The sequence below is a fragment of the Pseudomonas fluorescens genome (assembly GCF_001307155.1).
Taxonomy (GTDB): Bacteria; Pseudomonadota; Gammaproteobacteria; order Pseudomonadales; family Pseudomonadaceae; genus Aquipseudomonas; species Aquipseudomonas helvetica.
In genome coordinates, this window is sequence record NZ_CP012830.1 from 3,256,673 (window position 1) to 3,278,365 (window position 21,693).

Sequence of the window (21,693 nt, forward strand, 5' to 3'; positions counted from 1 at the left end):
ACACTTGTGAGCATCCATACCCGTACTAAACGATTGACGGTTCCACAACTGGTCGCGATGAAGGGCCAACAGAAAATCGTATCCCTGACGGCGTATTCCAGTTCTATTGCCAAGCTGATCGACCCTATCGTCGATTTCATTCTGGTCGGTGACTCCACTGCAATGGTCGGCTATGGCCGGGCCTCGACACTGAGCATGCAGCTTGAAGAAATCATCGGCCACACCCGGGCCGTGGTTGACAGTACACGTCTGTCCTGTGTCATCGCCGACATGCCTTTCGGCAGCTATCAGGAATCCAACGAACAGGCCTTTCGCAATTGTGCCCAGGTCCTGGCGCGCACCGGTTGCGATGCTGTCAAGCTGGAAGCCAACAAGGCCCTGTCGGGTACCGTCGAATTCCTGGTGGCACGTGGTATTCCGGTCATGGCTCACGTCGGGCTGATGCCGCAGTTCGTCAATGTCATGGGTGGTTTCAAGGCTCAGGGTCTGTCCGCCGAAACCGCTGCGGTGATTGCCGAGGATGCCCGGGCCAACCTCGAAGCCGGAGCTTTCAGCCTGCTGCTCGAAGGTGTAGCCGAAGGTGTGGCTCGGCAGATCACCCTGGATTCGAAAATGCCCACCATCGGCATCGGAGCTTCACCGGCTTGCGACGGCCAGGTGCTGGTGACTGAAGACGTGCTGGGCTTGGGCGGTGAGCAAGTGCCGCGCTTCGTCAAACAGTACGCCGATGTCGGCGCGGTGATTCGCGACGCTTGCGAGCGTTTTGCCGAAGAGGTGCGTCATGGCCGCTTCCCTGAAGCGCGGCATTGCTATGGGCTCTAGGTATGGCTAGTGCTCTTCGCCGATAGCCTGGGCCAGTTTCTTCAGGGCCTGGGGAATGTCCTTGCTCCAGTCGAGGGTGTAGCTCAGGCGCAAGTGATGCCGCCAGAACCCCTGTTGGCTGAAGATTTCCCCTGGGGCGATGACGATGCGCTGGGCCAGCAAGCGCTCGAACACCCGCCGCATGTCCGCTGAGTGTCTGGCCTCGAGCCAGAAGGTCGCGCCGCCTTGGGGGGCGACCACCCGCAACTGGCCATCGGCGTGTTCCTCCAGCAGGGCCTTCATGCGTTTCATACGGTCCAGCAACATGGCTCGCAGCACTATCAGATGCTGATCGATGCGCCTGGAACTGAAGAGTTTGGCGATCGCTTTCTGACGGATCGGCGACAGGCGAAATGCCCGTTCCAGGAATAGCCGATGCAACTGCGGCCCGTGCCGACGACACAGGACATAACCGTAGGGCGCTTCCGAGCCGATGATCTTGTCGAAGGTCGAGAACACCAGCAGTTTTTCCGGATCGGCAAAATCGCGATAGCGGGCGTGGTTGGGGGAAAAGCAGAACTCACCGTAGCTGTCGTTTTCGAACAGCCAGACATCCCGCTCCGCCAGCCAGCGACAGATCTGCTGTTTATCCTGCGCTGGCATCAGCTTGCCTTGGGGAATGTTCACGGTCGAAGACAGCACCGCCAGCCGGACGGGCTCACGCCTGAGCAGCTCACTGAGCGCGGGCAGGTTGAAACGTCCATCCTCGCCGAGGGGTACTTCGATCACGCGGATCTTCGCCGCCTGTAACTGGCGCAGGATTGCCCATGAGCAAGGTGATTCCACCAGCGCCACAGTGCCACCCAGATTCAGCGCACTGAGGGACAACTCCAGCACACTGCGCAGATCCGAGCCGATATACACATGCTCGGCCTGCCAGTAGCGGTGAGTGGAACTGGTGTAGCGATCGGCCAGAGCGCCGCGCAACTCGGGCTCGCCGAACGGCTGATAGAGCGGCGCATGGGAGCGTGGGTACTGCCGGGCCAGTTCGCGCTCCATCATCCGCAGCGGGTTTTCCAGCGACAACAGCATCGCTGGCGCGTCGCTGCTAAGGGCCAGTATCCCCGGCTGGCGTGCGTTGGAGAACACCTTGTCGAGCAAGTTGGGCGAGTTTTCACTCAATAATGGTGCCGGCATCGCCTTGGTGAAATAACCGAACTTGGGTTTGGCATAGATCCGCCCCTCGTCCTCGAGAAGCGAATAGGCATACTTGGTCGTCGACACCGACACGTTCAGGCGCTGGGCCAGTTGCCGCAAGGATGGCAATTTCTGCTCAGGTTCCGAATGGGCGATCTCGATCATCTCGACAAGATAGCGGTACACCGCCTGATAGGCGAAGGAAGTGCCCTTGTTTGTATCCATGCTCACTTACTGTCATCCCTGTGTGCCCACCTCATGACAACGCTGCCAACCTGGCGTGGTGTGCCTGAGGCGTGTTGTTTCAACAGTCTGCCATGTTGAGGGGGCGATCCCAAAAAGCAAAATCCCCGTATCATCGAGTGATGACGGGGATTTTGAGTCTATCGAGATCCGTGTAAAACCACGGTCGCTGTTAGACGTTAAACCGGAATTCGAGGCGGCTGGGGCCGTGACTGAAGGGATGTTTGCGCTGGAAGCAGAAATATAGTCACCCCCGTATACACTTTAATGTTGGCTACTCTATTTCCAGGTGTTGATGCGCGGTTTGTCCCGCTTCCTGTAGATAAGTCATCCAGAGAGTGAATCACGGATTTTCTCGTGCTGAAAATAAAAAAGTGAGAATTCGTGAACTGAGAATACACACTGCTGACACTGCATGCACACCGATAAGCGGAGAGGTAGTTATGCAGATCATCCGCGGAAAGCCGTTTGCAAAAAGCTGGGAGGCATCAACCCTTCAACGCTCTGGCGTCTTGAGCGTAACGCCCCTTCCTTCCCTGCTTCGGTGCAATTAAGCGGTGGGGTAGTGGGCTGGTTTGAGCATGATCTCGATCTTTGGCTCGAATCTAAAGCTACCTGGACCTCAACCAAGGAGGGCATTAAAAATCGCTGACTACTTCAGACCTTCCCAAGGTCAACGGATTCCGGCACCAAGGGGCATTCTGGCGTCGGCGCCAACACCCCGACTCCCAAATCATTAAAATTCCATTGCTTCGGTGGAAGTATTCCGCTCGCCCGAGTTACCCAAGATAGGCCGTTTTTGGACCACGCCTGACTCTCCGTTCCCGCAGGCGGCGCATGCCATCGGCTGTCGCGCAAGAAAAACGCAAAAGTGACTGGAATCGTGCATTTTTAATCATTTTTAATCATTTTCATTTTTTAACTATATATATAGTCGTTGCTTCCATAGCGAATTCTTTGCGCCATATCGAATCTACACCAAAAAGGAATTTACATAATGGTCTCTAACGAAAGAGGGTTTTGGGCTAGCGCTGAGCATCATGTGAAAGGAAAAGATTTTATTGAGGCAGTCCAGGTCAAACAATGGATCAAGAACTTAGTGGTTTCGCTGGTCGGCCTGGCCATGTTAGATCCGGGAACGGAACAGCAAATGAAAGCCTGAACATTCTTTTCGTATTCTGCGCATTTTGTTTGGTCACCTCGTCAATCTATGGTTCCTGCAATCGATGATGTTTTTTGTAGTCAAATCCAACTGGAGAAGTAATATGTCCGTCAATCTCGTCATCAGCTTTAATGTAAAAGAAGAAAAACTGCAATCGTTCAAGGACATCATGAACGACGTGAAGATCAATCTGCCGAAGGTGGACGGTTGCCAAACGGTCAAGATCCTCAACCACCTGGAAGATCCACTCGCGTTCACGCTGGTGGAAGCCTGGGATTCGCGTGAAATGCACGGCACCCACGTCGACCTGATGATCTCGAGCGGTCAGTGGAGCGTCATCGTCGAGCATCTGAGCAGTGCGCCGGTCAGCGGCTACTTCAGCGAAGTTTGATGCCGTAACAATTTGTTGAGAAGCCATAGCAATGACACTCGAAGTAGTACCGGCGGCGCTTTATTCGATGCGCAATGTAAAGCCTATCCTCGCTGACGGTAGCTCGTCCATCCTCCATAAAACGCTTGAAACGAACCTGGAAAACAAGGCGATCTATATCGCCACGCCGTTGATCGTCTACATCAAGCAGGGCAAGCAGATTATTCGCGACTATGACGCCATGGCCAATGTCGTTGACGAGAATCATTTGATTTTCCTCTCCAAAGGCGTTTACACGGTATCGGACTACGTCACTGGCAGCGATATCTTCGAGGCGGTGCTGCTGTTTTTCGACGACAAGCTGATCGCCAAATACCTGTCGCGCGCGGTCGGCACAGGCAATTCGCACACGGACGGCCTGCAGAAAAACGTGCACGGCACTTATACCCTGCACGCCAATGAACAGATTCAGCGTTATATCGATTCGCTGAATTATGTCTACAAGGGCGCGGAGGGCTCCGACGCGCTGCTGGAATTGAAACTGCTCGAACTACTGCACCTGATCGCCATCCAGGACAAGTCCTTCCGTTTCCTGCGCGAGCTGTCCTGCGGCGGCAGCCGCAAACGCCGCCTCATCACCGACTTCATGGAGCAGTACTATTCGCACAAGCTGAAGATTGAAGACTATGCCCTGCTGACGGGACGCAGCGTGTCGACCTTTATCCGCGACTTCAGGCGCAGCTACAACACCACCCCGAACCGCTGGATCATCGAAAAAAAAGTCGACATCGCGCATCAGCTGTTGACGGCTAAAAATTATTCCGTCACCGACGCGGCTGCGGAGGTGGGATATGAAAATACCTCCCACTTCATCAAGGTCTACAAGCAACGGTACGGTGTCACGCCGAAGAAAGCCAAGACCTTCGCGGCAGAACTGTAGCGCGACAAGGCCCAAGCCCCCAGTTGCCGCGACAGAGTGTTGTTGGGCGTGGTTGTAGGCGCCGACTAAATTTTGGTTCTTCACGGAATCCCGGGAAACACAGAAACAAGAACGCCGATTCTGTTGAAAAAGTCGATCTGCCCAAACTGCCCGATCATTGACTGGTGAAAACGCCTTTTTTGCACGCTGCTACGTAAAATCCGAGTCCGGAAGCCTCTGCCAAAAGTAAAGATTTCAATCCCGGATGCGCACTTTTTGATGCGCAAACCGTGGCCGACTTTTTCAACAGAATCGGTCGATTCCGGCCTGTCACAACAGGCGGCTCCTGACCGAAAGCCCTCATCCATAATGCACGCGGCTGACCGCGTCAGAGTGTTTGGATGCGCTATTGGGGCAAGCCATTGCTCACGTTGAAGTCAAACGTATTCCCAGGGAGCGGATACCCGGTGCTGCGACCGCTGTATGACGTTTTGTCAGTCAATCTGTATCTAACGTTCCCCCCTTTGACCACCCTACTATCGCAGTCTTGGTCTGGCGGTTCCCTATGCGTATGACGCGCTGCGACTCGGCTGCGCGCGCTATCTGCTCTACCTTGCCTGGCAAGCGGTCAAGTCCAACACGCCGACCACGGCAGCATGCTGGCGCAATCCATCGTGCTCGGTTTTACGCAGATCGTCATTAGCGTGAGCGTCAACGCGCTGATTGCCGTCATGGCTGGCCCCATCGCGACATTTCTCGCCAGCAGGCCCGTGTGGCAGATCGTGCAACGCTGGCTGATGGAGACGGTCCGCGCGGGCTGGCCGTAGAAGGGCGGCGCTGAACCGGTCTGTTTGCGGTTGGCGCGGCGCGGTAAACCTGCATCACCCGGATTTGAGAGCGGCCCCTGTGCATCGCGCCGGGCGCACTAGAAAAAGATCCGAGTGGGTTATCGAAAGCCCCTGACCAACCACCCTGAACGATAAGGACATGAAATGTTGCGCATATTGGGTAAGGCATCGTCGATCAATGTACGAAAGGTACTTTGGGCATGCGCCGAGATCGAAATCCCCTTTGAGCGAGAGGATTGGGGGTCTGGCTTCAAGTCGACGCGCTCGCCCAAATTCATTTCGCTGAACCCCAACGCAACGGTGCCGGTGATCCTGGACGACGACTTCGTGCTCTGGGAGTCAAACTCGATCATTCGGTATTTGGCGTCTCGCTATAACGGAGGTCATTTTTACCCGGTCCAACCGAGAGCAAGAGCGCGGGTGGACCAATGGATAGACTGGCAAGCGTCGGACCTCAACAAATCGTGGACGTATGCCTTCATGTCGTTGGTCAGGCATTCGCCTGACCATCAGGACAGCAGAGCCTTGGCAGCCGCTTGCAGCCTGTGGTCAAGGCACATGGAGATCCTGAATCGACAACTCGAATCAACAGGAGCCTACGTCAGTGAAGACGGGTTTTCTCTCGCAGACATACCGATAGGCCTGTCGGTTAACCGGTGGTTTGAAACACCGCTCGATCATCCAGACTTTCCTGCTGTAAGTGCCTATTACGAACGGTTGAGTCGTCGACCTGGCTACCTCCTGCATGGAAGAAACGGGACTCCGTAATAGTTCAGCATGCTGTCAGGCGGCGCCAGGGACATTTGTTCCCATGCCCGACGGCAGAAACGGCCGAATTTCGTCGATTTCCGCCGTGTCAAGGCGCAAATCCGAGGCTGCAATCAGCCCGTCTACTTGTGAGGGACGGCGGGCACCGACAATAGCGCCCGTGACTACAGGTTTGCGAAGTACCCAGGCGATGGCAACCGCAGCAGCGCTCACCCCGTGCCTTTCTCCGATGCGTGCCATAACATCAACCAATGCCAGGTTCGCACTCAAACGGGGCTCCTGGAAATCAGCACTTCGGGCCTTACGCCAATCGTCTTCGGGCAGTTGCAAGATGCGTTCGCGTGTCATGCTGCCGGAAAGTAGCCCCGATTGAAGCGTGGAATAGGCAAGGACACCCATCCCGGCCCGCTCACAGAATGGCAGGACGTCCTTCTCGATGTCTCGCATCAAGGCGGAGTACGGCGGCTGGAGCGAAACGATCTCTGTCACCGCCTGTGCCCGCTTGAGTTGAGCGACATTGAAATTCGATACACCGATAGCGCGAATTTTTCCTTGATCGCGCGCGGTAGCCAAAGCCGAAAGCGCCATTTCAATACCTTCACTGCTTGCGTCGGCAGGAAAAGCAGGCCAGTGGATCTGATAAAGATCGATAGTCTCGACTTGAAGCCGGCGCAAGCTTGCGTCGATCTCGGCGAGCAAGGATTGGGGGGCCAGTGAGTGCGAAATCGTCTTCGTGACCGGGTCCCAGACCAAGCTGCCTTTGGTGAACACCAAAGGGCGCCGCGAGGCCGGCACCCGACGCAGCAATTGCCCCACTAATTGCTCCGCATGGCCCAAGCCATAAACTGCAGCGGTATCAATCCAGTTCACGCCGCGTTCGACGGCATACTCAAGTGCGCTCAGGCTGTCCTTGTCATCCTGCGCTCCCCAACTGTACTCCCAACCGGTGCCGGCGATTGCCCATGTCCCCAGGCCAATAGGCGAAATAAGAAAATCCGATGAACCAAGACGATTCCGTTGCATAGCGACCTCTGCACAAATGATGTGAGAAGTATCCGAGAGAGATCTCACGACGATAAGATAAGTAATCGCATTTGAACTACTGAACGATTTTCATGAGTCAGCCCCCCGATCTATCTGAACTCGATACCTTTGCCGCCGTTGCTCGCCATCGCAGCTTTCGCAAGGCCGCCGACGAGCGTGGCGTTTCGGCTTCCGCGTTGAGTCACGCGATGCGTGCGTTGGAGGCGCGCCTGGGCGTCCGACTGCTCAACCGAACCACTCGTAGCGTAACCCCGACCGAAGCCGGACAGCAGCTATTGGCGACGCTGCTCCCGACCCTGCAGCAGGTTGCCGATACGTTGGCGCAATTGACCTCGATGCAGGAAGTGCCCACTGGCAAACTTCGACTCAACGTGGCGCGTCCGGCGGCTCGCATTGTGTTTGCGCAAGTGCTCGCGCCCTTCGTAGCCAGGTATCCACGCATTCAGTTGGACCTGATCACCGATGATGGATTGACCGATATCGTGAACGACGGCTTTGACGCTGGAGTCCGCTTTGGTGAAAGCCTGGCCGGCGACATGATCGCAGTCCCTGTCGGCGCACCTCAATCGTTCGTGACCGTTGCTGCGGATGCCTATCTGGCCGCGAAGGGGATCGCACACGCACCCCGCGACTTGCTCGACCATGCGTGCATTGCCAGACGTTTTCCCAGTGGCAAACTTTACGCCTGGGAATATCAAGCAGACGGTCAACCGATACGGTTGTCCATCACAGGCCCGCTCATTCTGGAAGACGATGCGCTGATGATCCAAGCGGCGAAAGATGGCGCTGGTATTGCCTATGTCTACGAGGAACTGGCGCGCGACGATATCCGGAACGGGCATCTCAGAGAAATACTCCAGGAATGGAAAGCACCGCCAAGCCGATTCTTTCTTTATTACTCCAGTCGGCACCATGTGCCACCAGCCTTGAAAGCGTTCATCGAATTCATCAGGGCGGGTGACTTGCGAACCTGATTCAGAACCATCGCGACCGGTTGAATCCACAGCCGAAAGTGGTCCCGCCAAGCAACTGGCCGATCCCACTTGCTCGCAAGCTCGACCCTAAAAAGGATGGCCGGCATTGATCCAGCTTTCGGTCTGCTCCTGGTTGGCCGAGAGTGTCGATACTTTCCTTGCTTCGGTCAGGACGTCGCAATGCTCGAACAGGCATTATCTGCTGCGTCATACAAAGCACTTCCCGGTGGTTTCTTGTTATCCTGACTGCCTTCTTTCATGGACGAATACCGAGACAAGCCATGGCTAACCTCACCCCGTCACGCCTCGGGAAGATGCTTCAGGGGCTGCTCTTTGCCCTGATTGGTATCGGCTTGTTGGGCATTGCCGTCAATCTCACGCTTGAACGACGCGAATTCCTCGCCCACGCACAGACCGCCGATGGCATCGTCAGCCACTTGAATGCCGGTGGTTCGCATCCCGAGATCGCCTTCACCACCAGCAGTGGTGAAAAGATTTCCTACCCCCAGGGCGGCTTTATTTTTGGCTATCAGCAGGATCAGCCGGTGCGGGTGTATTACCTGCCCGAGCAGCCGACCAGTAGCGCCGTGGTCGATACCCCTGCCGCACTGTGGGCCACTCCCGGGGTACTGGGCTGTATTGGTCTGCTGTTCACCCTTGCCGGCCTGTTAATGGGCATCCGCCAGTGCGGTCGCGGCGCAGTTCATTCACATAAAGGACTTTGAACGATGAGCTACAACATCCCGATCCCGCTCAATGAGAGTCGCTGGCAGTATCAGACCGCCAGCGGTGGCGGTCTGACCGTAGCCCTGGTGGCGGGCAGTGGTGGTTCGATCATCCTGCGTTCGCCCCAGGGCGAGAACGTCAGCTACCGCTACGGCGGCGTCGGGTTGGGGGTCGGATTTGGCGCGCGCCTGCCGCGTTTCGGCAAGATCAATATCCAGCTCAAGGGTAAGAGCGTAGGGGCAGCCGGTGCGGCGGAGGCTTTTCCCAGCACTGGCAAGGTGTTTGTCAGCGACGCCCTGGTCAGTCGTGACCTGACCAGTGACGACATCACCGGGCCTTGCCTGTATACCGAAGTGGGGGCGGGGCTGGTGGTCGGTGGTTCGGCCACGGCCCTGTTGTTCGGGCTTGATCCCAAGCTGCTGGCGTTGGCGGCGGTTCTGAGCTCCAACCCGGCGACCTCGCTCATTGCCTCCTCCACGGTCAACCGGCAGTTGCTGCAGTCGGCCAAGGGGGCGGTGGTCATGGCCGGCATGAACGCTGGTGTGCAGGCCGGTGGAGCCGCCGCGATCTACATGGGCTATCTGTTCTAGTCGCGCATAGCAGGTCGATATAACGCCCACAAAAAAGCCGCGAATCAACGCGGCTTTTTCGATTCCAACAGCGCTAGACGTTGAAGCGGAAGTGCATCACATCGCCGTCTTTGACGATGTAATCCTTGCCTTCCAGACGCCATTTACCGGCTTCTTTGGCACCGGCTTCGCCTTTGTACTGGATGAAGTCGTTGTAGGCGATGACTTCGGCACGAATGAAGCCTTTCTCGAAGTCGGTGTGGATCACGCCAGCGGCTTGTGGTGCGGTGGCACCGACGCGGACGGTCCAGGCGCGGACTTCTTCAACGCCGGCGGTGAAATAGGTCTGCAGGTGCAGCATTTCGTAGCCAGCGCGGATTACGCGGTTCAGGCCAGGTTCTTCGAGACCCAGGGCTTCGAGGAACATGTCTTTTTCTTCGCCGTCTTCAAGTTCGGCGATTTCCGCTTCGATCTTGTTGCAGACCGGCACAACCATTGCGCCTTCTTCTTCGGCGATGGCCTTGACCACGTCGAGTAGCGGGTTGTTTTCGAAGCCGTCTTCGGCAACGTTGGCGATGTACATGACCGGTTTGGTGGTCAGCAGGTGGAAGCCACGGATCACCGCTTTCTCATCGGCGTTCATGTTCTTCATCAGGCTGCGCGCAGGCTTACCGATGGTGAAGTGAGCGATCAACTGCTCCAGCAGGCCTTTCTGAACCACTGCGTCCTTGTCACCGCCCTTGGCGTTGCGGGTGACTTTCTGCAGTTGCTTCTCGCAGCTGTCGAGGTCGGCGAAGATCAGTTCGAGGTCGATGATCTCGATGTCGCGTTTCGGGTCGACGCTGTTGGAAACGTGAATCACGTTCTCGTCTTCGAAGCAGCGGACCACGTGAGCGATGGCATCGGTTTCGCGGATGTTGGCCAGAAACTTGTTGCCCAGACCTTCACCTTTCGAGGCGCCGGCAACCAGGCCGGCGATGTCGACGAATTCCATGGTGGTCGGCAGGATGCGCTTTGGATTGACGATGGCCGACAGGGCCTCCAGACGCTTGTCCGGCATCGGCACGATACCGGTATTCGGTTCGATGGTGCAGAAGGGGAAGTTCTCGGCCGCGATACCGGATTTGGTCAGGGCGTTGAACAGGGTGGACTTGCCGACGTTAGGCAGGCCGACGATGCCGCAATTGAATCCCATGGTGTTTCCCCTAGGAGTTAGAGTCAGGCCTTCTGGCTGTGCAGGTTTTTCATCGCGCGGTTCCATTCTCCGGCGAGGATATCCGGCAGCACGCCGAGGGCAAAGTCGATGCTGGCATCGAGTTTTTCCTGTTCGGCGCGTGGCGCACGACCCAGGACAAAGTTTGAAACCATACTGGCAACGCCTGGGTGGCCAATGCCGAGCCGCAAGCGGTAAAAGGTATTTTGATTGCCCAGTTGCGCGATGATGTCGCGCAACCCGTTGTGACCGCCATGCCCGCCGCCCTGCTTGAGCTTGGCAACGCCGGGTGGCAAGTCGAGTTCGTCATGCGCCACCAGTATTTCTTCCGGTTTGATCCGGAAAAAACCGGCAAGAGCCGCCACGGCCTGTCCGCTACGGTTCATGTAGGTGGTGGGAATCAACAGACGAACATCCTGACCCTGATACGAGAAGCGCCCGGTCAGGCCGAAATATTTGCGATCGGCCACAAGGTTGACGCCTTGTGCTTGCGCGATGCGCTCAACAAAAAAGGCCCCTGCGTTATGCCGGGTCTGTTCGTATTCGGCGCCTGGATTTCCCAGGCCAACGATCAGTTTTATGGCAGTCACATCAGGGGCCCTTCTTTGGAGTGGTGGATAACATCGCTGCAATGGGGGTGTGCGGCGAAAGTGGACGAAAAATGCTCATTTACCATTATGTAAACTTCGCGTTCCCGCCCGCTTTCTCGCTACGTTCCAGTCCGCGATGTTACTGGGTCACTCCAGCGTACAGAGTGAATTACTCTGCAGCGCCTTCTGCAGCTTCTGGAGCAACACGTGGAGCGTGAACGTTGGCAACAGCCAGGTCGTTACCGTGAGCCAGAGCAACAAATTCAACGCCTTTAGGGGCCTTGAGGTCGGACAGGTGAATGATCGAACCGATTTCGGCGTTAGCCAGGTCGACTTCGATGAATTCAGGCAGGTCTTTTGGCAGGCAGGAAACTTCAACTTCAGCAACAACGTGCGAAATTTCGCCGCCTTTTTTCACTGCAGCAGCTTCGTTGACGAAGTGCACAGGAACGTGAGCGGACAGTTTCTGACCAGCAACAACGCGTACGAAGTCAGCGTGCATCACGTGGCCTTTGGCCGGGTGACGCTGCAGAGCCTTGATGATTACGTTTTGCTTGGTGCCGCCAACATTCAGCTCGATGATGTGGCTGTAAGCCGCTTCGTTTTCGAGCAGTTTGGCAACTTCTTTGGCCAGCATGCTGATGGATTCAGGGGCTTTTTCGCCACCGTAAACTACAGCTGGAACCAGGCTTGCGAGACGACGCAGGCGGCGGCTCGCACCTTTCCCCAGGTCGGAACGCACTTCAGCATTCAGAGTAAAATCGTTCATGTTGTATCTCCAAAATAACCACATTCGCCCCAGCGTTTGCGACCAGCGCTAAAGGCGATATGGGCAAAAAAGCCCCGCCCCGACAGGTTATGCCGGGGCGGGGCGCTTTTCGTCATCGAGATGTATCCGAAGGGCAGGGCCCTTAGCGGAACATCGCGCTGATCGATTCTTCGTTGCTGATGCGGCGAACTGCTTCGGCAACTACCGGTGCGATATCCAGTTGGCGGATACGTGCACAGGCTTGTGCTGCAGCGGACAGCGGGATGGTGTTAGTCACCACCAGCTCGTCCAGCACGGAATTTTCAATGTTTTCGATGGCCCGACCCGACAGCACAGGGTGTGTGCAGTAGGCAAAGACTTTGGCAGCGCCATGCTCTTTCAAGGCTTTAGCCGCGTGGCACAAGGTGCCGGCGGTATCGACCATGTCATCAACCAGGATACAGGTACGCCCTTCGACATCACCGATGATATGCATCACTTCAGAGTGATTGGCTTTCTCACGGCGCTTGTCGATGATCCCGAGATCCACGCCCAGGGATTTGGCAACAGCACGTGCACGCACGACACCGCCAATGTCCGGGGACACGATCATCAGGTTTTCGAAGCGTTGATCTTCGATGTCATCCACCAGTACCGGGGAGCCGTAGATGTTATCTACCGGAATATCGAAGAAGCCCTGGATCTGGTCAGCATGCAAATCAACCGTGAGAACACGATCGATGCCGACTACGGTAAGCATGTCAGCGACGACTTTCGCGCTGATAGCCACACGTGCGGAACGCGGACGGCGATCCTGACGGGCATAACCAAAGTAGGGGATCACCGCAGTGATTCGAGTGGCTGAGGAACGACGGAAGGCATCAGCCATCACGACGAGTTCCATCAGGTTATCGTTGGTCGGAGCGCAAGTCGGCTGAATAATGAAGACGTCTTTACCGCGGACGTTTTCATTGATCTCGGCAGTGATTTCGCCGTCGGAGAACTTACCGACAGAAATGTCACCGAGAGGGATATGCAGCTGACGTACGACACGCCGAGCCAGATCGGGGTTAGCGTTCCCCGTAAAGACCATCATCTTGGACACGCGCAGTACCTGAAGGCTGAGGGTAACCTGGATGAGTATAGGAAAATGGCAGGGGCGGCTGGATTCGAACCAACGCATGGCAGGATCAAAACCTGCTGCCTTACCGCTTGGCGACGCCCCTGTATCTGTTGCAACGAGTACCCAGTACCCGGTTCTTTTAGAGCAGACCTTGCAGCTTGCGATGCAACATCGAAACGTTGCTTCCTTTTGCTACAAACCCTGTAAGGGTCTCTGTAAGAAGGGCCGAGACTTTATCAGCTTCAGCTTTGCTTGGGAAGCCCCCAAACACACAACTTCCAGTTCCGGTGAGTTTTGCTTCGGTAAATTTACCTAACAAATTCAAAGCGTTACGTACCTCTGGATAACGCCTTGTTACCACCGGTAAGCAGTCATTTCGACTGTTTCCCTTGGGAACGGGGCGCACTTTAATGGGAGAAGAGTTACGTGTCAACAGCGGATCTGAAAAAATTTCTGCTGTACTTACAGATACTTGCGGCACCAGCACGAGATACCACGGTTCTTCCGGGTCTACAGGGGTGAGCTTTTCTCCCACGCCTTCAGCAAAAGCCGCGTGCCCACGGACGAAAACCGGGACGTCTGCGCCGAGCGTCAGGCCCAGCGTGGCGAGTTGATCCTCGTCCCAGCCCAGTTGCCAGAGATGATTGAGGCCCAGCAGTGTGGTGGCCGCATTCGAACTGCCGCCACCGATTCCGCCGCCCATGGGCAGGATTTTTTCGATCCAGATATCAATGCCCAGTGAACAAGCGGATTGTTCCTGAAGTTTTTTGGCGGCTTTGACGATCAGGTTGCTGTCGTGAGGGACGCCTTCGAACTCGGTGTGCAGGCGAATGACACCGTCATCGCGTACGGCGAAGGTGATTTCGTCGCCGTAATCGAGAAATTGAAACAGCGTCTGCAACTCGTGGTAGCCGTCTTCACGGCGGCCCAGGATATGCAGCATCAAATTCAGTTTTGCCGGCGAGGGCAGGGTCAGGCGAGTGGCAGGCATGTCATTGCCCCAATTTGCGAGGTTGCCAGTCCTTGATCACCAGCGTGACATCAAGGTCGGTGCCGTGCAGTTTGATCCGCTCGGGCAGCCAATAACCGTTTTGCTGGATGTAGCTGAGGTACTCGACTTGCCAGCCATCCTGCTCAAGCGTGGCCAGGCGACTGTCGGCATCCAGGTTCAGGCGGCTTTTGCTGTCAGGGGCGGGCAATCCACGAACCCACCAGACCAAATGCGAAACCGGCAGTTTCCAGCCCAGCTGTTCTTCAAGCAGGGCTTCAGGCGTTGGCGCCTCAAAGCGACCCTGGTTGGCCACTTCCAGCGACACCTGGCCAGGACGACCGGTCAGGCGGGCAGCACCGCGACCCAACGGGCCGGACAGACGAATATCGTAGTAGTCCTGTCGTTGCAGCCAGAACACGGTGCCGCTGCCCGAGTCTTTCGGGGCCCGGATACCGACCTTGCCGTTGATTTGCCAGCCATCGAGGCTGGTCAGTTGCTGTTTGTGCTCGCGCCATTGCGCGGGGTTGCCGTGGCCCTCGACGGATTCACGGGCGCCAAAGCCCGCGCAACCGGCGAGCAGGGCGATGAAGCTGAAAACGATGATGTGGCGCAAAAACATGATTTTAAAGAGTCTCGGAACCGGTCAGGCGCTTGATGGTGCTGCGCAGGGTTGGGCTGTCGGGTTGTTCCTTGAGGAATTTGCCCCAGATTTGTTTGGCTTCGCGTTGCTTGCCGTTGGCCCACAGGACTTCACCCAGGTGCGCCGCGACTTCTTGATCGGGGAAACGCTCCAGGGCCTGGCGCAAGTAGCGTTCGGCTACATCGAGGTTGCCCAGGCGGTAATTCACCCAGCCGAGGCTGTCGAGAACGGCCGGGTCTTCCGGGTTCAGTTGGTGCGCGTGCTCGATCAAGGTCTTGGCTTCGTCATAACGCGTGGTGCGGTCGGACAGGGTGTAACCGAGGGCATTCAGCGCCATGGCGTTATCCGGATCACGCTTGATGATCAGTCGAAGGTCTTTTTCCATCTGCGCCAGGTCATTGCGTTTTTCCGCGAGCATGGCTCGGGTATAGAGCAGGTTCAGATCGTCCGGATACTGCTTCAAGCCTTTATCGAGAACGGCCCAGGCGCGATCATCCTGCTTGTTGGCAGACAGGGTTTCGGCTTCGATCAGATACAGCTGGATCGCGTAATCCGGTTGTTCGTCGCGCGCCCTGGCCAAACGGCTTTGGGCTTCGGCGGTGCGTCCGTTGTTCATCAGGATGTCGGACTGACGCAGTTGCGCCGGCAAATAGTCGTTGCCCGGGCCGACCAGTGCGTACTCGATCAGGGCGCCTTGCGGGTCGTTGCGTTCTTCGGCGATGCGACCCAGGTTCAGGTGGGCCGAGTCGACATGGCTTTCCCGGGCGATCAGGTCTTCCAGATAACCCTTGGCCTCCTTCCAGGCCTTGGCTTCCAGGCAAACCAGTGCCAGGGAATAGCGCAACTCGTCGTCTTCCGGATACTGCTGGACCAGGCTTGAGAACTGCTCTTTGGCGTCATCCATACGGTCCTGTTCGACCAGCATGCGGGCATACGTCAGGCGCAAGCGTTTGTCGTCCGGGTATTTGCGGATGCTTTTTTCCAGCAGCGGCAGCGCTTCTTTGCCACGGTTAAGGCTTTGCAGCAGGCGCGCGCGCAACAGAATCGGGGCGATTTCACCGTCTTGCGGAGGATTTTTCTCAAGCAGCGCCAGTGCACCCTTGGTGTCACCGTCCTGTTGCAGCAACAGGGCCTTGCCGAAAATCAGTTGGCTGTTCTTCGGGTGGCGCAGCAGCAAACGGTCAAAACTCTTCATCAGGCCGTTGCGGGTGTCCTGATCGGTATCGGCTGCAGACAGGGCGAGGAAGTCGAAGTGAGTATCGCCCTTGCCCAGCAGAACCTTCTCCATATAGGCCATTGAGTCGTCATAACGCCCGGCGCGGGCCAGCTGCACGGCGGCGGCGCGCTGTGCTTCGAGGTCGTTCGGCGCGTTTTTCGCCCAGATCAGCGAGCTATCAAGCGCTGCCTGATCGGCGCCAAGGTATTCGGCGATGCGAAAGGCTCGCTCGGAGATGCCCGGGTCCTGGGTGTTGACGGCCTGGGTCACGTAGTTGTCCAGGGCAATGTCGAAACGATTGCGCTGGCCAGCCAGTTCCGCGCTCAGCAGGCTGAAGATCGTGTCTTCGCTGAACGAGCTGTAAACCTTGGGCTTTTCAGGGGCCTTCGTGCTGCCTTCGACCGGCGGCGTACCGCTCGGCGAAACGGGTGCCAAGGCCTGGCAGCCGCTGAGGAAGACAAAAGCGAGGAGCAACGCGGAAGATCTATTCATAGGGGAAGAGGACGACTAACCTGCGGTCGGATCATCATGACACAAGCCTTCGACCAAACATAACCGGCCTGTCAATTTGCCGTTGAACTCAATCCCTGTTCAGGTGCTCGAGCCCCTATATAGAGGCAAGGTATCAGGACAATAGTCGGCAATGGTTGTTCTGAGTCAGGCGAAGTAGGACAATTGTCGGCTTCTCGACATCATCAGCGATCTTGAATGGCCTTCCTTGCACTCGGTATTAACCACAAGACTGCTTCCGTAGACGTCCGCGAGCGCGTGGCTTTTACCCCGGAACAGCTGGTTGAGGCCTTGCAGCAGCTCTGCCGACTCACCGACAGCCGCGAAGCTGCGATCCTCTCCACCTGCAATCGCAGTGAACTCTATATAGAACAGGATCAGCTTTCTGCCGATACCGTGTTGCGCTGGTTGGCCGATTATCACCATTTGAGCCTCGAAGAGCTGCGTGCCAGCGCTTATGTGCACGAAGATGATGCGGCAGTTCGTCACATGATGCGTGTCGCTTCCGGGCTCGACTCGCTGGTGTTGGGCGAGCCACAGATTCTCGGCCAGATGAAATCGGCCTATGCCGTGGCCCGCGAGGCCGGCACCATTGGTCCGCTGCTTGGGCGTTTGTTCCAGGCCACATTCAATGCGGCGAAACAGGTGCGTACCGACACCGCCATCGGTGAAAACCCGGTGTCCGTGGCGTTTGCCGCGGTCAGCCTGGCGAAACAGATTTTCAGCGATTTGCAGCGCAGCCAGGCGTTGCTGATCGGCGCTGGCGAGACCATTACCCTGGTCGCCCGCCATTTGCATGAGTTGGGCGTGAAGCGGATTGTGGTCGCCAACCGGACCCTGGAGCGCGCCAGCATCCTGGCTGAGCAGTTTGGCGCCCACGCGGTGCTACTCTCGGACATCCCGGCAGAACTGGTGCGCAGTGATATCGTCATCAGCTCGACCGCCAGCCAGTTGCCGATTCTTGGCAAAGGCGCGGTAGAAAGTGCCTTGAAACTGCGCAAACATAAACCGATCTTCATGGTTGATATCGCTGTACCACGGGATATCGAACCGGAAGTCGGCGAGTTGGACGACGTTTACCTCTATAGCGTCGACGATCTCCACGAAGTGGTCGCCGAAAACCTCAAGAGCCGTCAGGGTGCTGCCCAGGCGGCGGAAGAGATGGTTTCCATCGGCGCCGATGACTTCATGGTTCGTCTGCGTGAACTGGCAGCGGTGGATGTGCTCAAGGCCTATCGTCAACAGAGCGAACGCCTGCGTGATGAAGAATTGCAAAAGGCCCAGCGTCTGCTTGCCAACGGCAGCAGCGCTGAAGACGTGCTGGTGCAACTGGCTCGTGGCCTGACCAACAAACTGTTGCATGCCCCCAGCGTGCAGTTGAAAAAGCTTACCGCCGAAGGCCGCCTCGATGCGCTGGCCATGGCTCAGGAACTCTTTGCCCTCGGTGAGGGCAACTCGGATAGCTCTTCGGATAAAAAACCGCAATGAAAGCGTCACTGCTCAATAAGCTGGACATCCTCCAGGACCGTTTCGAGGAACTGACCGCCTTGCTTGGCGATGGCGAAGTCATTTCCGATCAGAACAAATTCCGCACCTATTCCAAGGAATACGCGGAAGTTGAGCCGATTGTCGCCACCTATAAACAGCTGCTCAAGGTTCAGGGCGATCTCGAAGGTGCCCAGGCGCTGCTCAAGGACAGCGATCCGGACATGCGCGAAATGGCCGTCGAAGAAGTTCGCGAAGCCAAAGAGCAGCTGATCGAACTTGAAGCCAGCCTGCAACGCATGCTGCTGCCCAAGGACCCGAACGACGGGCGCAACGTGTTCCTGGAAATTCGTGCCGGTACTGGCGGCGACGAAGCAGCGATCTTCTCCGGCGATCTGTTCCGCATGTATTCGCGTTACGCCGAACGGCGTGGCTGGCGGGTCGAGATTCTGTCGGAGAACATCGGCGAACACGGCGGCTTTAAGGAAGTTATCGCGCGGGTCGAAGGCGACAATGTCTACGGCAAGCTGAAGTTCGAATCCGGCGCGCACCGCGTGCAACGGGTTCCGGCCACCGAATCCCAGGGCCGTATCCACACCTCGGCGTGTACCGTGGCGGTATTGCCTGAGCCGGACGAACAGGAAGCGATCGAGATCAACCCGGCAGATTTGCGCGTCGATACCTATCGCTCCTCCGGCGCAGGCGGTCAGCACGTGAACAAGACCGACTCAGCGATCCGGATTACCCACTTGCCGTCGGGCATCGTGGTCGAGTGCCAGGAAGAACGGTCCCAGCACAAGAACCGGGCGCGGGCGATGTCCTGGCTCTCGGCTAAATTGAATGACCAGCAAACCAGCGCCGCGGCGAATGCCATCGCCAGCGAGCGCAAATTGCTGGTGGGCTCGGGCGACCGCTCCGAGCGAATCCGTACCTACAATTTCGCCCAGGGGCGGGTCACCGACCATCGGGTCAACCTGACGCTGTATTCCCTCGACGAAATCCTCGCGGGTGGCGTCGATGCCGTGATCGAGCCGTTATTGGCCGAATTCCAGGCAGATCAACTGGCAGCGATAGGTGAATAAATGACCATCATTGCCAGTTTGTTACGTGCAGCCGACCTGCCTGACTCGCCTACCGCGCGCCTGGATGCTGAATTGCTGCTGGCCGCGGCCCTGGGCAAGTCCCGCAGCTTTCTGCACACCTGGCCGGAGCGCATCGTTCCCAGCGAAGCCGCGCTGATCTTTGCCGAGTACCTGCAACGTCGCCGCGCCGGCGAGCCGGTGGCCTATATTCTCGGCCAGCAGGGTTTCTGGAAGCTGGACCTGGAAGTGGCGCCGCATACGCTGATCCCGCGTCCGGACACCGAGTTGCTGGTTGAAACTGCCCTGGAACTGTTGCCCGCGACACCGGCCAAGGTTCTCGATCTGGGCACCGGCAGCGGCGCGATTGCCCTGGCGTTGGCCAGCGAGCGTCCAGCCTGGCAAGTCACTGCAGTGGACCGGATCCTCGAGGCCGTGGCCCTGGCCGAGCGCAATCGCCAGCGTCTGCACTTGAACAACGTCACGGTGCTCAGCAGTCACTGGTTCAGTGCGCTGAAAGATCATCGCTACACGCTGATTATCAGCAACCCGCCTTATATCGCCTGCGCCGACCCGCACCTGGTGGTCGGTGACGTGCGTTTCGAGCCGGTCAGCGCGTTGGTGGCCGGCACCGACGGGCTCGATGACTTGCGTTTGATCATCGCCCAGGCGCCTGGCCACCTGGAAGCGGGCGGCTGGTTGATGCTCGAGCACGGTTATGATCAGGCCGATGCCGTGCGCGATTTGCTGCTGACCCAAGGTTTTGAAGAGGTCCACAGCCGCAAGGACCTCGGTGACCATGAACGTATCAGTCTGGGGCGTCTACCGTGCTGAATGATCAGGAGCTGTTGCGGTATAGCCGGCAGATTCTGTTGCAACACGTCGACATCGACGGCCAATTGCGACTCAAGCAAAGCCGCGTCTTGATCGTCGGCCTCGGCGGGCTTGGTGCGCCGGTCGCGCTGTACCTGGCGGCTGCCGGCGTCGGTGAGTTGCATCTGGCGGACTTCGATACGGTCGACCTGACCAACCTGCAACGGCAGATCATTCACGATACCGACAGCGTCGGGCTGAGCAAGGTCGACTCGGCTATCCGGCGTCTGACAGCGATAAACCCCGAGATTCAACTGATCGCTCATCGCACCGCGCTGGACGAAGACTCGTTGGCCGCTGCGGTGTCGGCGGTCGATGTGGTGCTCGATTGCTCCGACAATTTTTCCACCCGCGAAGCGGTGAACGCGGCGTGTGTAGTGGCGCGAAAACCCTTGGTCAGCGGTGCGGCGATTCGCCTGGAAGGGCAGTTGTCGGTGTTCGACCCACGTCGCGCGGAAAGCCCGTGTTACCACTGCTTGTACGGGCACGGCAGCGAAGCCGAACTGACCTGCAGCGAGGCCGGCGTGCTCGGTCCGTTGGTGGGGTTGGTGGGCAGCCTGCAAGCGCTTGAGGCGCTGAAACTGTTGGTCGGGTTCGGTGAGCCGTTGGTGGGACGGTTATTATTAATCGATGCCTTGGGGGCGCGGTTCCGCGAGTTGCGGGTCAAGCGTGATCCAGGCTGCAGTGTTTGCGGGGGCAGGCATGCGTGAAGCGCCCATCGGCGTGTTCGATTCCGGGGTCGGCGGGTTGTCGGTGCTGGCCGAGATCCAGCAATTGTTGCCCAATGAATCGCTGTTGTATGTCGGCGATTGCGGGAACATTCCCTATGGCGAGAAATCTCCCGAGTTCATTCGCCAGCGTTGCAGCGTAGTCGCGGAGTTTTTTGTCCGGCAAGGTGCCAAGGCCTTGGTTGTGGCCTGCAACACGGCAACCGTGGCCGGTGTCGCGGATTTGCGTCGTGACTACCCGGACTGGCCCATCATCGGCATGGAGCCTGCGGTCAAGCCAGCCGCCGCGGCCACTCGCAGTGGCGTGGTCGGTGTGCTCGCCACTACCGGGACGTTGCAGAGCGCCAAGTTCGCGGCCTTGCTCGACCGTTTTGCCACCGATGTACGGGTCATCACTCAGCCGTGCCCAGGGTTGGTGGAACTGATCGAAGCCGGTGACCTGCACAGCCAGGAGCTGTGCCAGTTACTGGCCGGTTATCTCGAACCTCTGCTGGCAGCCGGGTGTGACACGATTATTCTTGGTTGCACGCACTATCCTTTCCTCAAGCCATTGCTCAAGCAAATGCTCCCCGCCGACATCAGCCTGATCGATACTGGCGCGGCGGTTGCCCGGCAAACCCAGCGCCTGCTGGCCGAGCGTGAGTTGCTCGCAGTAGGGCCACCTCGCGACGCGCAGTTCTGGACCAGTGCCAGCCCCGAGCACTTGAGAAATATCCTGCCGCTGCTCTGGCATAACGCCGGGGTTGTGCAAAGCTTCAGTCTGTAGAAAGTCGTTTTGGGGAGCGCTTCAATTGGATGCATTTCTATTGAGGCGTGGATCTTCATAGCACGTCTGTAGAGCCCCAAAAAACAAACATAATCGTTCGGAAAAGGATG

23 protein-coding genes, 1 tRNA gene and 1 pseudogene are annotated in these 21,693 nt (G+C 57.5%); 15 read left to right on the forward strand and 10 right to left on the reverse strand.

Annotated features, from left to right (window positions below; genetic code table 11):
* Nucleotides 1-6: 6 nt before the first annotated feature.
* Nucleotides 7-822 carry a 3-methyl-2-oxobutanoate hydroxymethyltransferase gene (gene panB / locus AO353_RS14695; protein WP_054595606.1) on the forward strand — a complete coding sequence of 272 codons (816 nt, stop codon included), beginning with the start codon at nt 7-9 and terminating at the stop codon, nt 820-822.
* Between the two features lie 6 nt (nt 823-828).
* Here panB and AO353_RS14700 read toward each other — a convergent pair whose 3' ends face one another.
* Complete coding sequence (locus tag AO353_RS14700; protein WP_054595607.1) at nt 829-2,223, reverse strand: PLP-dependent aminotransferase family protein; 1,395 nt, start codon at nt 2,221-2,223, stop codon at nt 829-831.
* Between the two features lie 433 nt (nt 2,224-2,656).
* Here AO353_RS14700 and AO353_RS29765 point away from each other — a divergent pair, with 433 nt between their 5' ends.
* The 6 genes and pseudogenes from AO353_RS29765 to AO353_RS14715 all read left to right on the forward strand — a co-directional run bounded on the left by AO353_RS29765 (nt 2,657) and on the right by AO353_RS14715 (nt 6,308).
* Complete coding sequence (locus tag AO353_RS29765) at nt 2,657-2,893, forward strand: helix-turn-helix transcriptional regulator (RefSeq protein ID WP_081013731.1); 237 nt, start codon at nt 2,657-2,659, stop codon at nt 2,891-2,893.
* Between the two features lie 345 nt (nt 2,894-3,238).
* Nucleotides 3,239-3,403 carry a hypothetical protein gene (locus AO353_RS31360; RefSeq protein ID WP_173859997.1) on the forward strand — a complete coding sequence of 55 codons (165 nt, stop codon included), beginning with the start codon at nt 3,239-3,241 and terminating at the stop codon, nt 3,401-3,403.
* 103 nt (nt 3,404-3,506) lie between these two features.
* Nucleotides 3,507-3,794 carry a putative quinol monooxygenase gene (locus AO353_RS14705; RefSeq protein WP_054595608.1) on the forward strand — a complete coding sequence of 96 codons (288 nt, stop codon included), beginning with the start codon at nt 3,507-3,509 and terminating at the stop codon, nt 3,792-3,794.
* A gap of 31 nt (nt 3,795-3,825) precedes the next feature.
* Complete coding sequence (locus tag AO353_RS14710) at nt 3,826-4,713, forward strand: helix-turn-helix domain-containing protein (RefSeq protein WP_054595609.1); 888 nt, start codon at nt 3,826-3,828, stop codon at nt 4,711-4,713.
* Between the two features lie 522 nt (nt 4,714-5,235).
* A pseudogene (locus AO353_RS29775) lies at nt 5,236-5,519 on the forward strand (LysE family translocator); the annotation flags it as partial.
* 165 nt (nt 5,520-5,684) lie between these two features.
* On the forward strand, nt 5,685-6,308 hold the full coding sequence (locus AO353_RS14715) for a glutathione S-transferase family protein (protein ID WP_054595610.1): 624 nt from the start codon (nt 5,685-5,687) through the stop codon (nt 6,306-6,308).
* A gap of 15 nt (nt 6,309-6,323) precedes the next feature.
* Here the strand turns inward: AO353_RS14715 and AO353_RS14720 are convergent, their stop codons facing one another.
* Complete coding sequence (locus AO353_RS14720) at nt 6,324-7,331, reverse strand: aldo/keto reductase (protein ID WP_054595611.1); 1,008 nt, start codon at nt 7,329-7,331, stop codon at nt 6,324-6,326.
* A 92-nt stretch (nt 7,332-7,423) separates the two neighbouring features.
* On the opposite strand from AO353_RS14720, the gene AO353_RS14725 reads away from it, so the two are divergent.
* From AO353_RS14725 to AO353_RS14735, 3 genes are all read left to right on the forward strand, one after another.
* Nucleotides 7,424-8,326, forward strand: a complete 903-nt coding sequence (locus AO353_RS14725; RefSeq protein ID WP_054595612.1) for a LysR family transcriptional regulator — start codon at nt 7,424-7,426, stop codon at nt 8,324-8,326.
* A 281-nt stretch (nt 8,327-8,607) separates the two neighbouring features.
* The gene (locus AO353_RS14730) at nt 8,608-9,051 is read left to right on the forward strand and encodes a DUF3592 domain-containing protein (RefSeq protein WP_054595613.1); all 444 of its coding nucleotides are present in this window, start codon (nt 8,608-8,610) and stop codon (nt 9,049-9,051) included.
* A 3-nt stretch (nt 9,052-9,054) separates the two neighbouring features.
* On the forward strand, nt 9,055-9,642 hold the full coding sequence (locus AO353_RS14735; RefSeq protein ID WP_054595614.1) for a hypothetical protein: 588 nt from the start codon (nt 9,055-9,057) through the stop codon (nt 9,640-9,642).
* 73 nt (nt 9,643-9,715) lie between these two features.
* Here AO353_RS14735 and ychF read toward each other — a convergent pair whose 3' ends face one another.
* The 8 genes from ychF to AO353_RS14775 form a co-directional block, all read right to left on the reverse strand.
* Nucleotides 9,716-10,816 (reverse strand): redox-regulated ATPase YchF, encoded by a 1,101-nt coding sequence (gene ychF / locus AO353_RS14740; protein ID WP_054595615.1) that lies wholly within the window; start codon nt 10,814-10,816, stop codon nt 9,716-9,718.
* Nucleotides 10,817-10,839: 23 nt separating this feature from the next.
* Nucleotides 10,840-11,424 carry an aminoacyl-tRNA hydrolase gene (gene pth / locus AO353_RS14745; RefSeq protein WP_054595616.1) on the reverse strand — a complete coding sequence of 195 codons (585 nt, stop codon included), beginning with the start codon at nt 11,422-11,424 and terminating at the stop codon, nt 10,840-10,842.
* Nucleotides 11,425-11,593: 169 nt separating this feature from the next.
* A complete protein-coding gene (locus AO353_RS14750) occupies nt 11,594-12,193 on the reverse strand; it encodes a 50S ribosomal protein L25/general stress protein Ctc (protein ID WP_054595617.1) in 600 nt (199 codons plus the stop codon).
* A gap of 142 nt (nt 12,194-12,335) precedes the next feature.
* Nucleotides 12,336-13,277, reverse strand: coding sequence for a ribose-phosphate pyrophosphokinase (locus tag AO353_RS14755; RefSeq protein WP_003171603.1), 942 nt, complete (start codon nt 13,275-13,277; stop codon nt 12,336-12,338).
* A 46-nt stretch (nt 13,278-13,323) separates the two neighbouring features.
* Nucleotides 13,324-13,398: transfer RNA gene (locus AO353_RS14760), tRNA-Gln, on the reverse strand.
* 36 nt (nt 13,399-13,434) lie between these two features.
* Complete coding sequence (gene ispE / locus AO353_RS14765; protein ID WP_054595618.1) at nt 13,435-14,286, reverse strand: 4-(cytidine 5'-diphospho)-2-C-methyl-D-erythritol kinase; 852 nt, start codon at nt 14,284-14,286, stop codon at nt 13,435-13,437.
* A 1-nt stretch (nt 14,287) separates the two neighbouring features.
* A complete protein-coding gene (gene lolB, locus AO353_RS14770) occupies nt 14,288-14,905 on the reverse strand; it encodes a lipoprotein insertase outer membrane protein LolB (RefSeq protein WP_054595619.1) in 618 nt (205 codons plus the stop codon).
* Nucleotides 14,906-14,909: 4 nt separating this feature from the next.
* Nucleotides 14,910-16,634: a tetratricopeptide repeat protein gene (locus AO353_RS14775; RefSeq protein ID WP_054595620.1), complete on the reverse strand. Its 1,725-nt coding sequence runs from the start codon at nt 16,632-16,634 to the stop codon at nt 14,910-14,912.
* A 216-nt stretch (nt 16,635-16,850) separates the two neighbouring features.
* On the opposite strand from AO353_RS14775, the gene hemA reads away from it, so the two are divergent.
* The 5 genes from hemA to murI are packed head-to-tail and all read left to right on the forward strand — an operon-like array spanning nt 16,851 to nt 21,583.
* On the forward strand, nt 16,851-18,140 hold the full coding sequence (gene hemA, locus AO353_RS14780; RefSeq protein ID WP_054595621.1) for a glutamyl-tRNA reductase: 1,290 nt from the start codon (nt 16,851-16,853) through the stop codon (nt 18,138-18,140).
* Complete coding sequence (prfA, locus tag AO353_RS14785; protein WP_054595622.1) at nt 18,137-19,219, forward strand: peptide chain release factor 1; 1,083 nt, start codon at nt 18,137-18,139, stop codon at nt 19,217-19,219. The genes hemA and prfA overlap by 4 nt, the downstream gene beginning before the upstream one ends.
* The gene (gene prmC, locus AO353_RS14790) at nt 19,220-20,050 is read left to right on the forward strand and encodes a peptide chain release factor N(5)-glutamine methyltransferase (RefSeq protein WP_054595623.1); all 831 of its coding nucleotides are present in this window, start codon (nt 19,220-19,222) and stop codon (nt 20,048-20,050) included.
* The gene (locus tag AO353_RS14795; protein WP_054595624.1) at nt 20,044-20,799 is read left to right on the forward strand and encodes a molybdopterin-synthase adenylyltransferase MoeB; all 756 of its coding nucleotides are present in this window, start codon (nt 20,044-20,046) and stop codon (nt 20,797-20,799) included. Before prmC ends, AO353_RS14795 begins: the two co-directional genes overlap by 7 nt.
* Nucleotides 20,792-21,583, forward strand: coding sequence for a glutamate racemase (gene murI / locus AO353_RS14800; protein ID WP_054595625.1), 792 nt, complete (start codon nt 20,792-20,794; stop codon nt 21,581-21,583). The genes AO353_RS14795 and murI overlap by 8 nt, the downstream gene beginning before the upstream one ends.
* Nucleotides 21,584-21,693 lie beyond the last annotated feature (110 nt).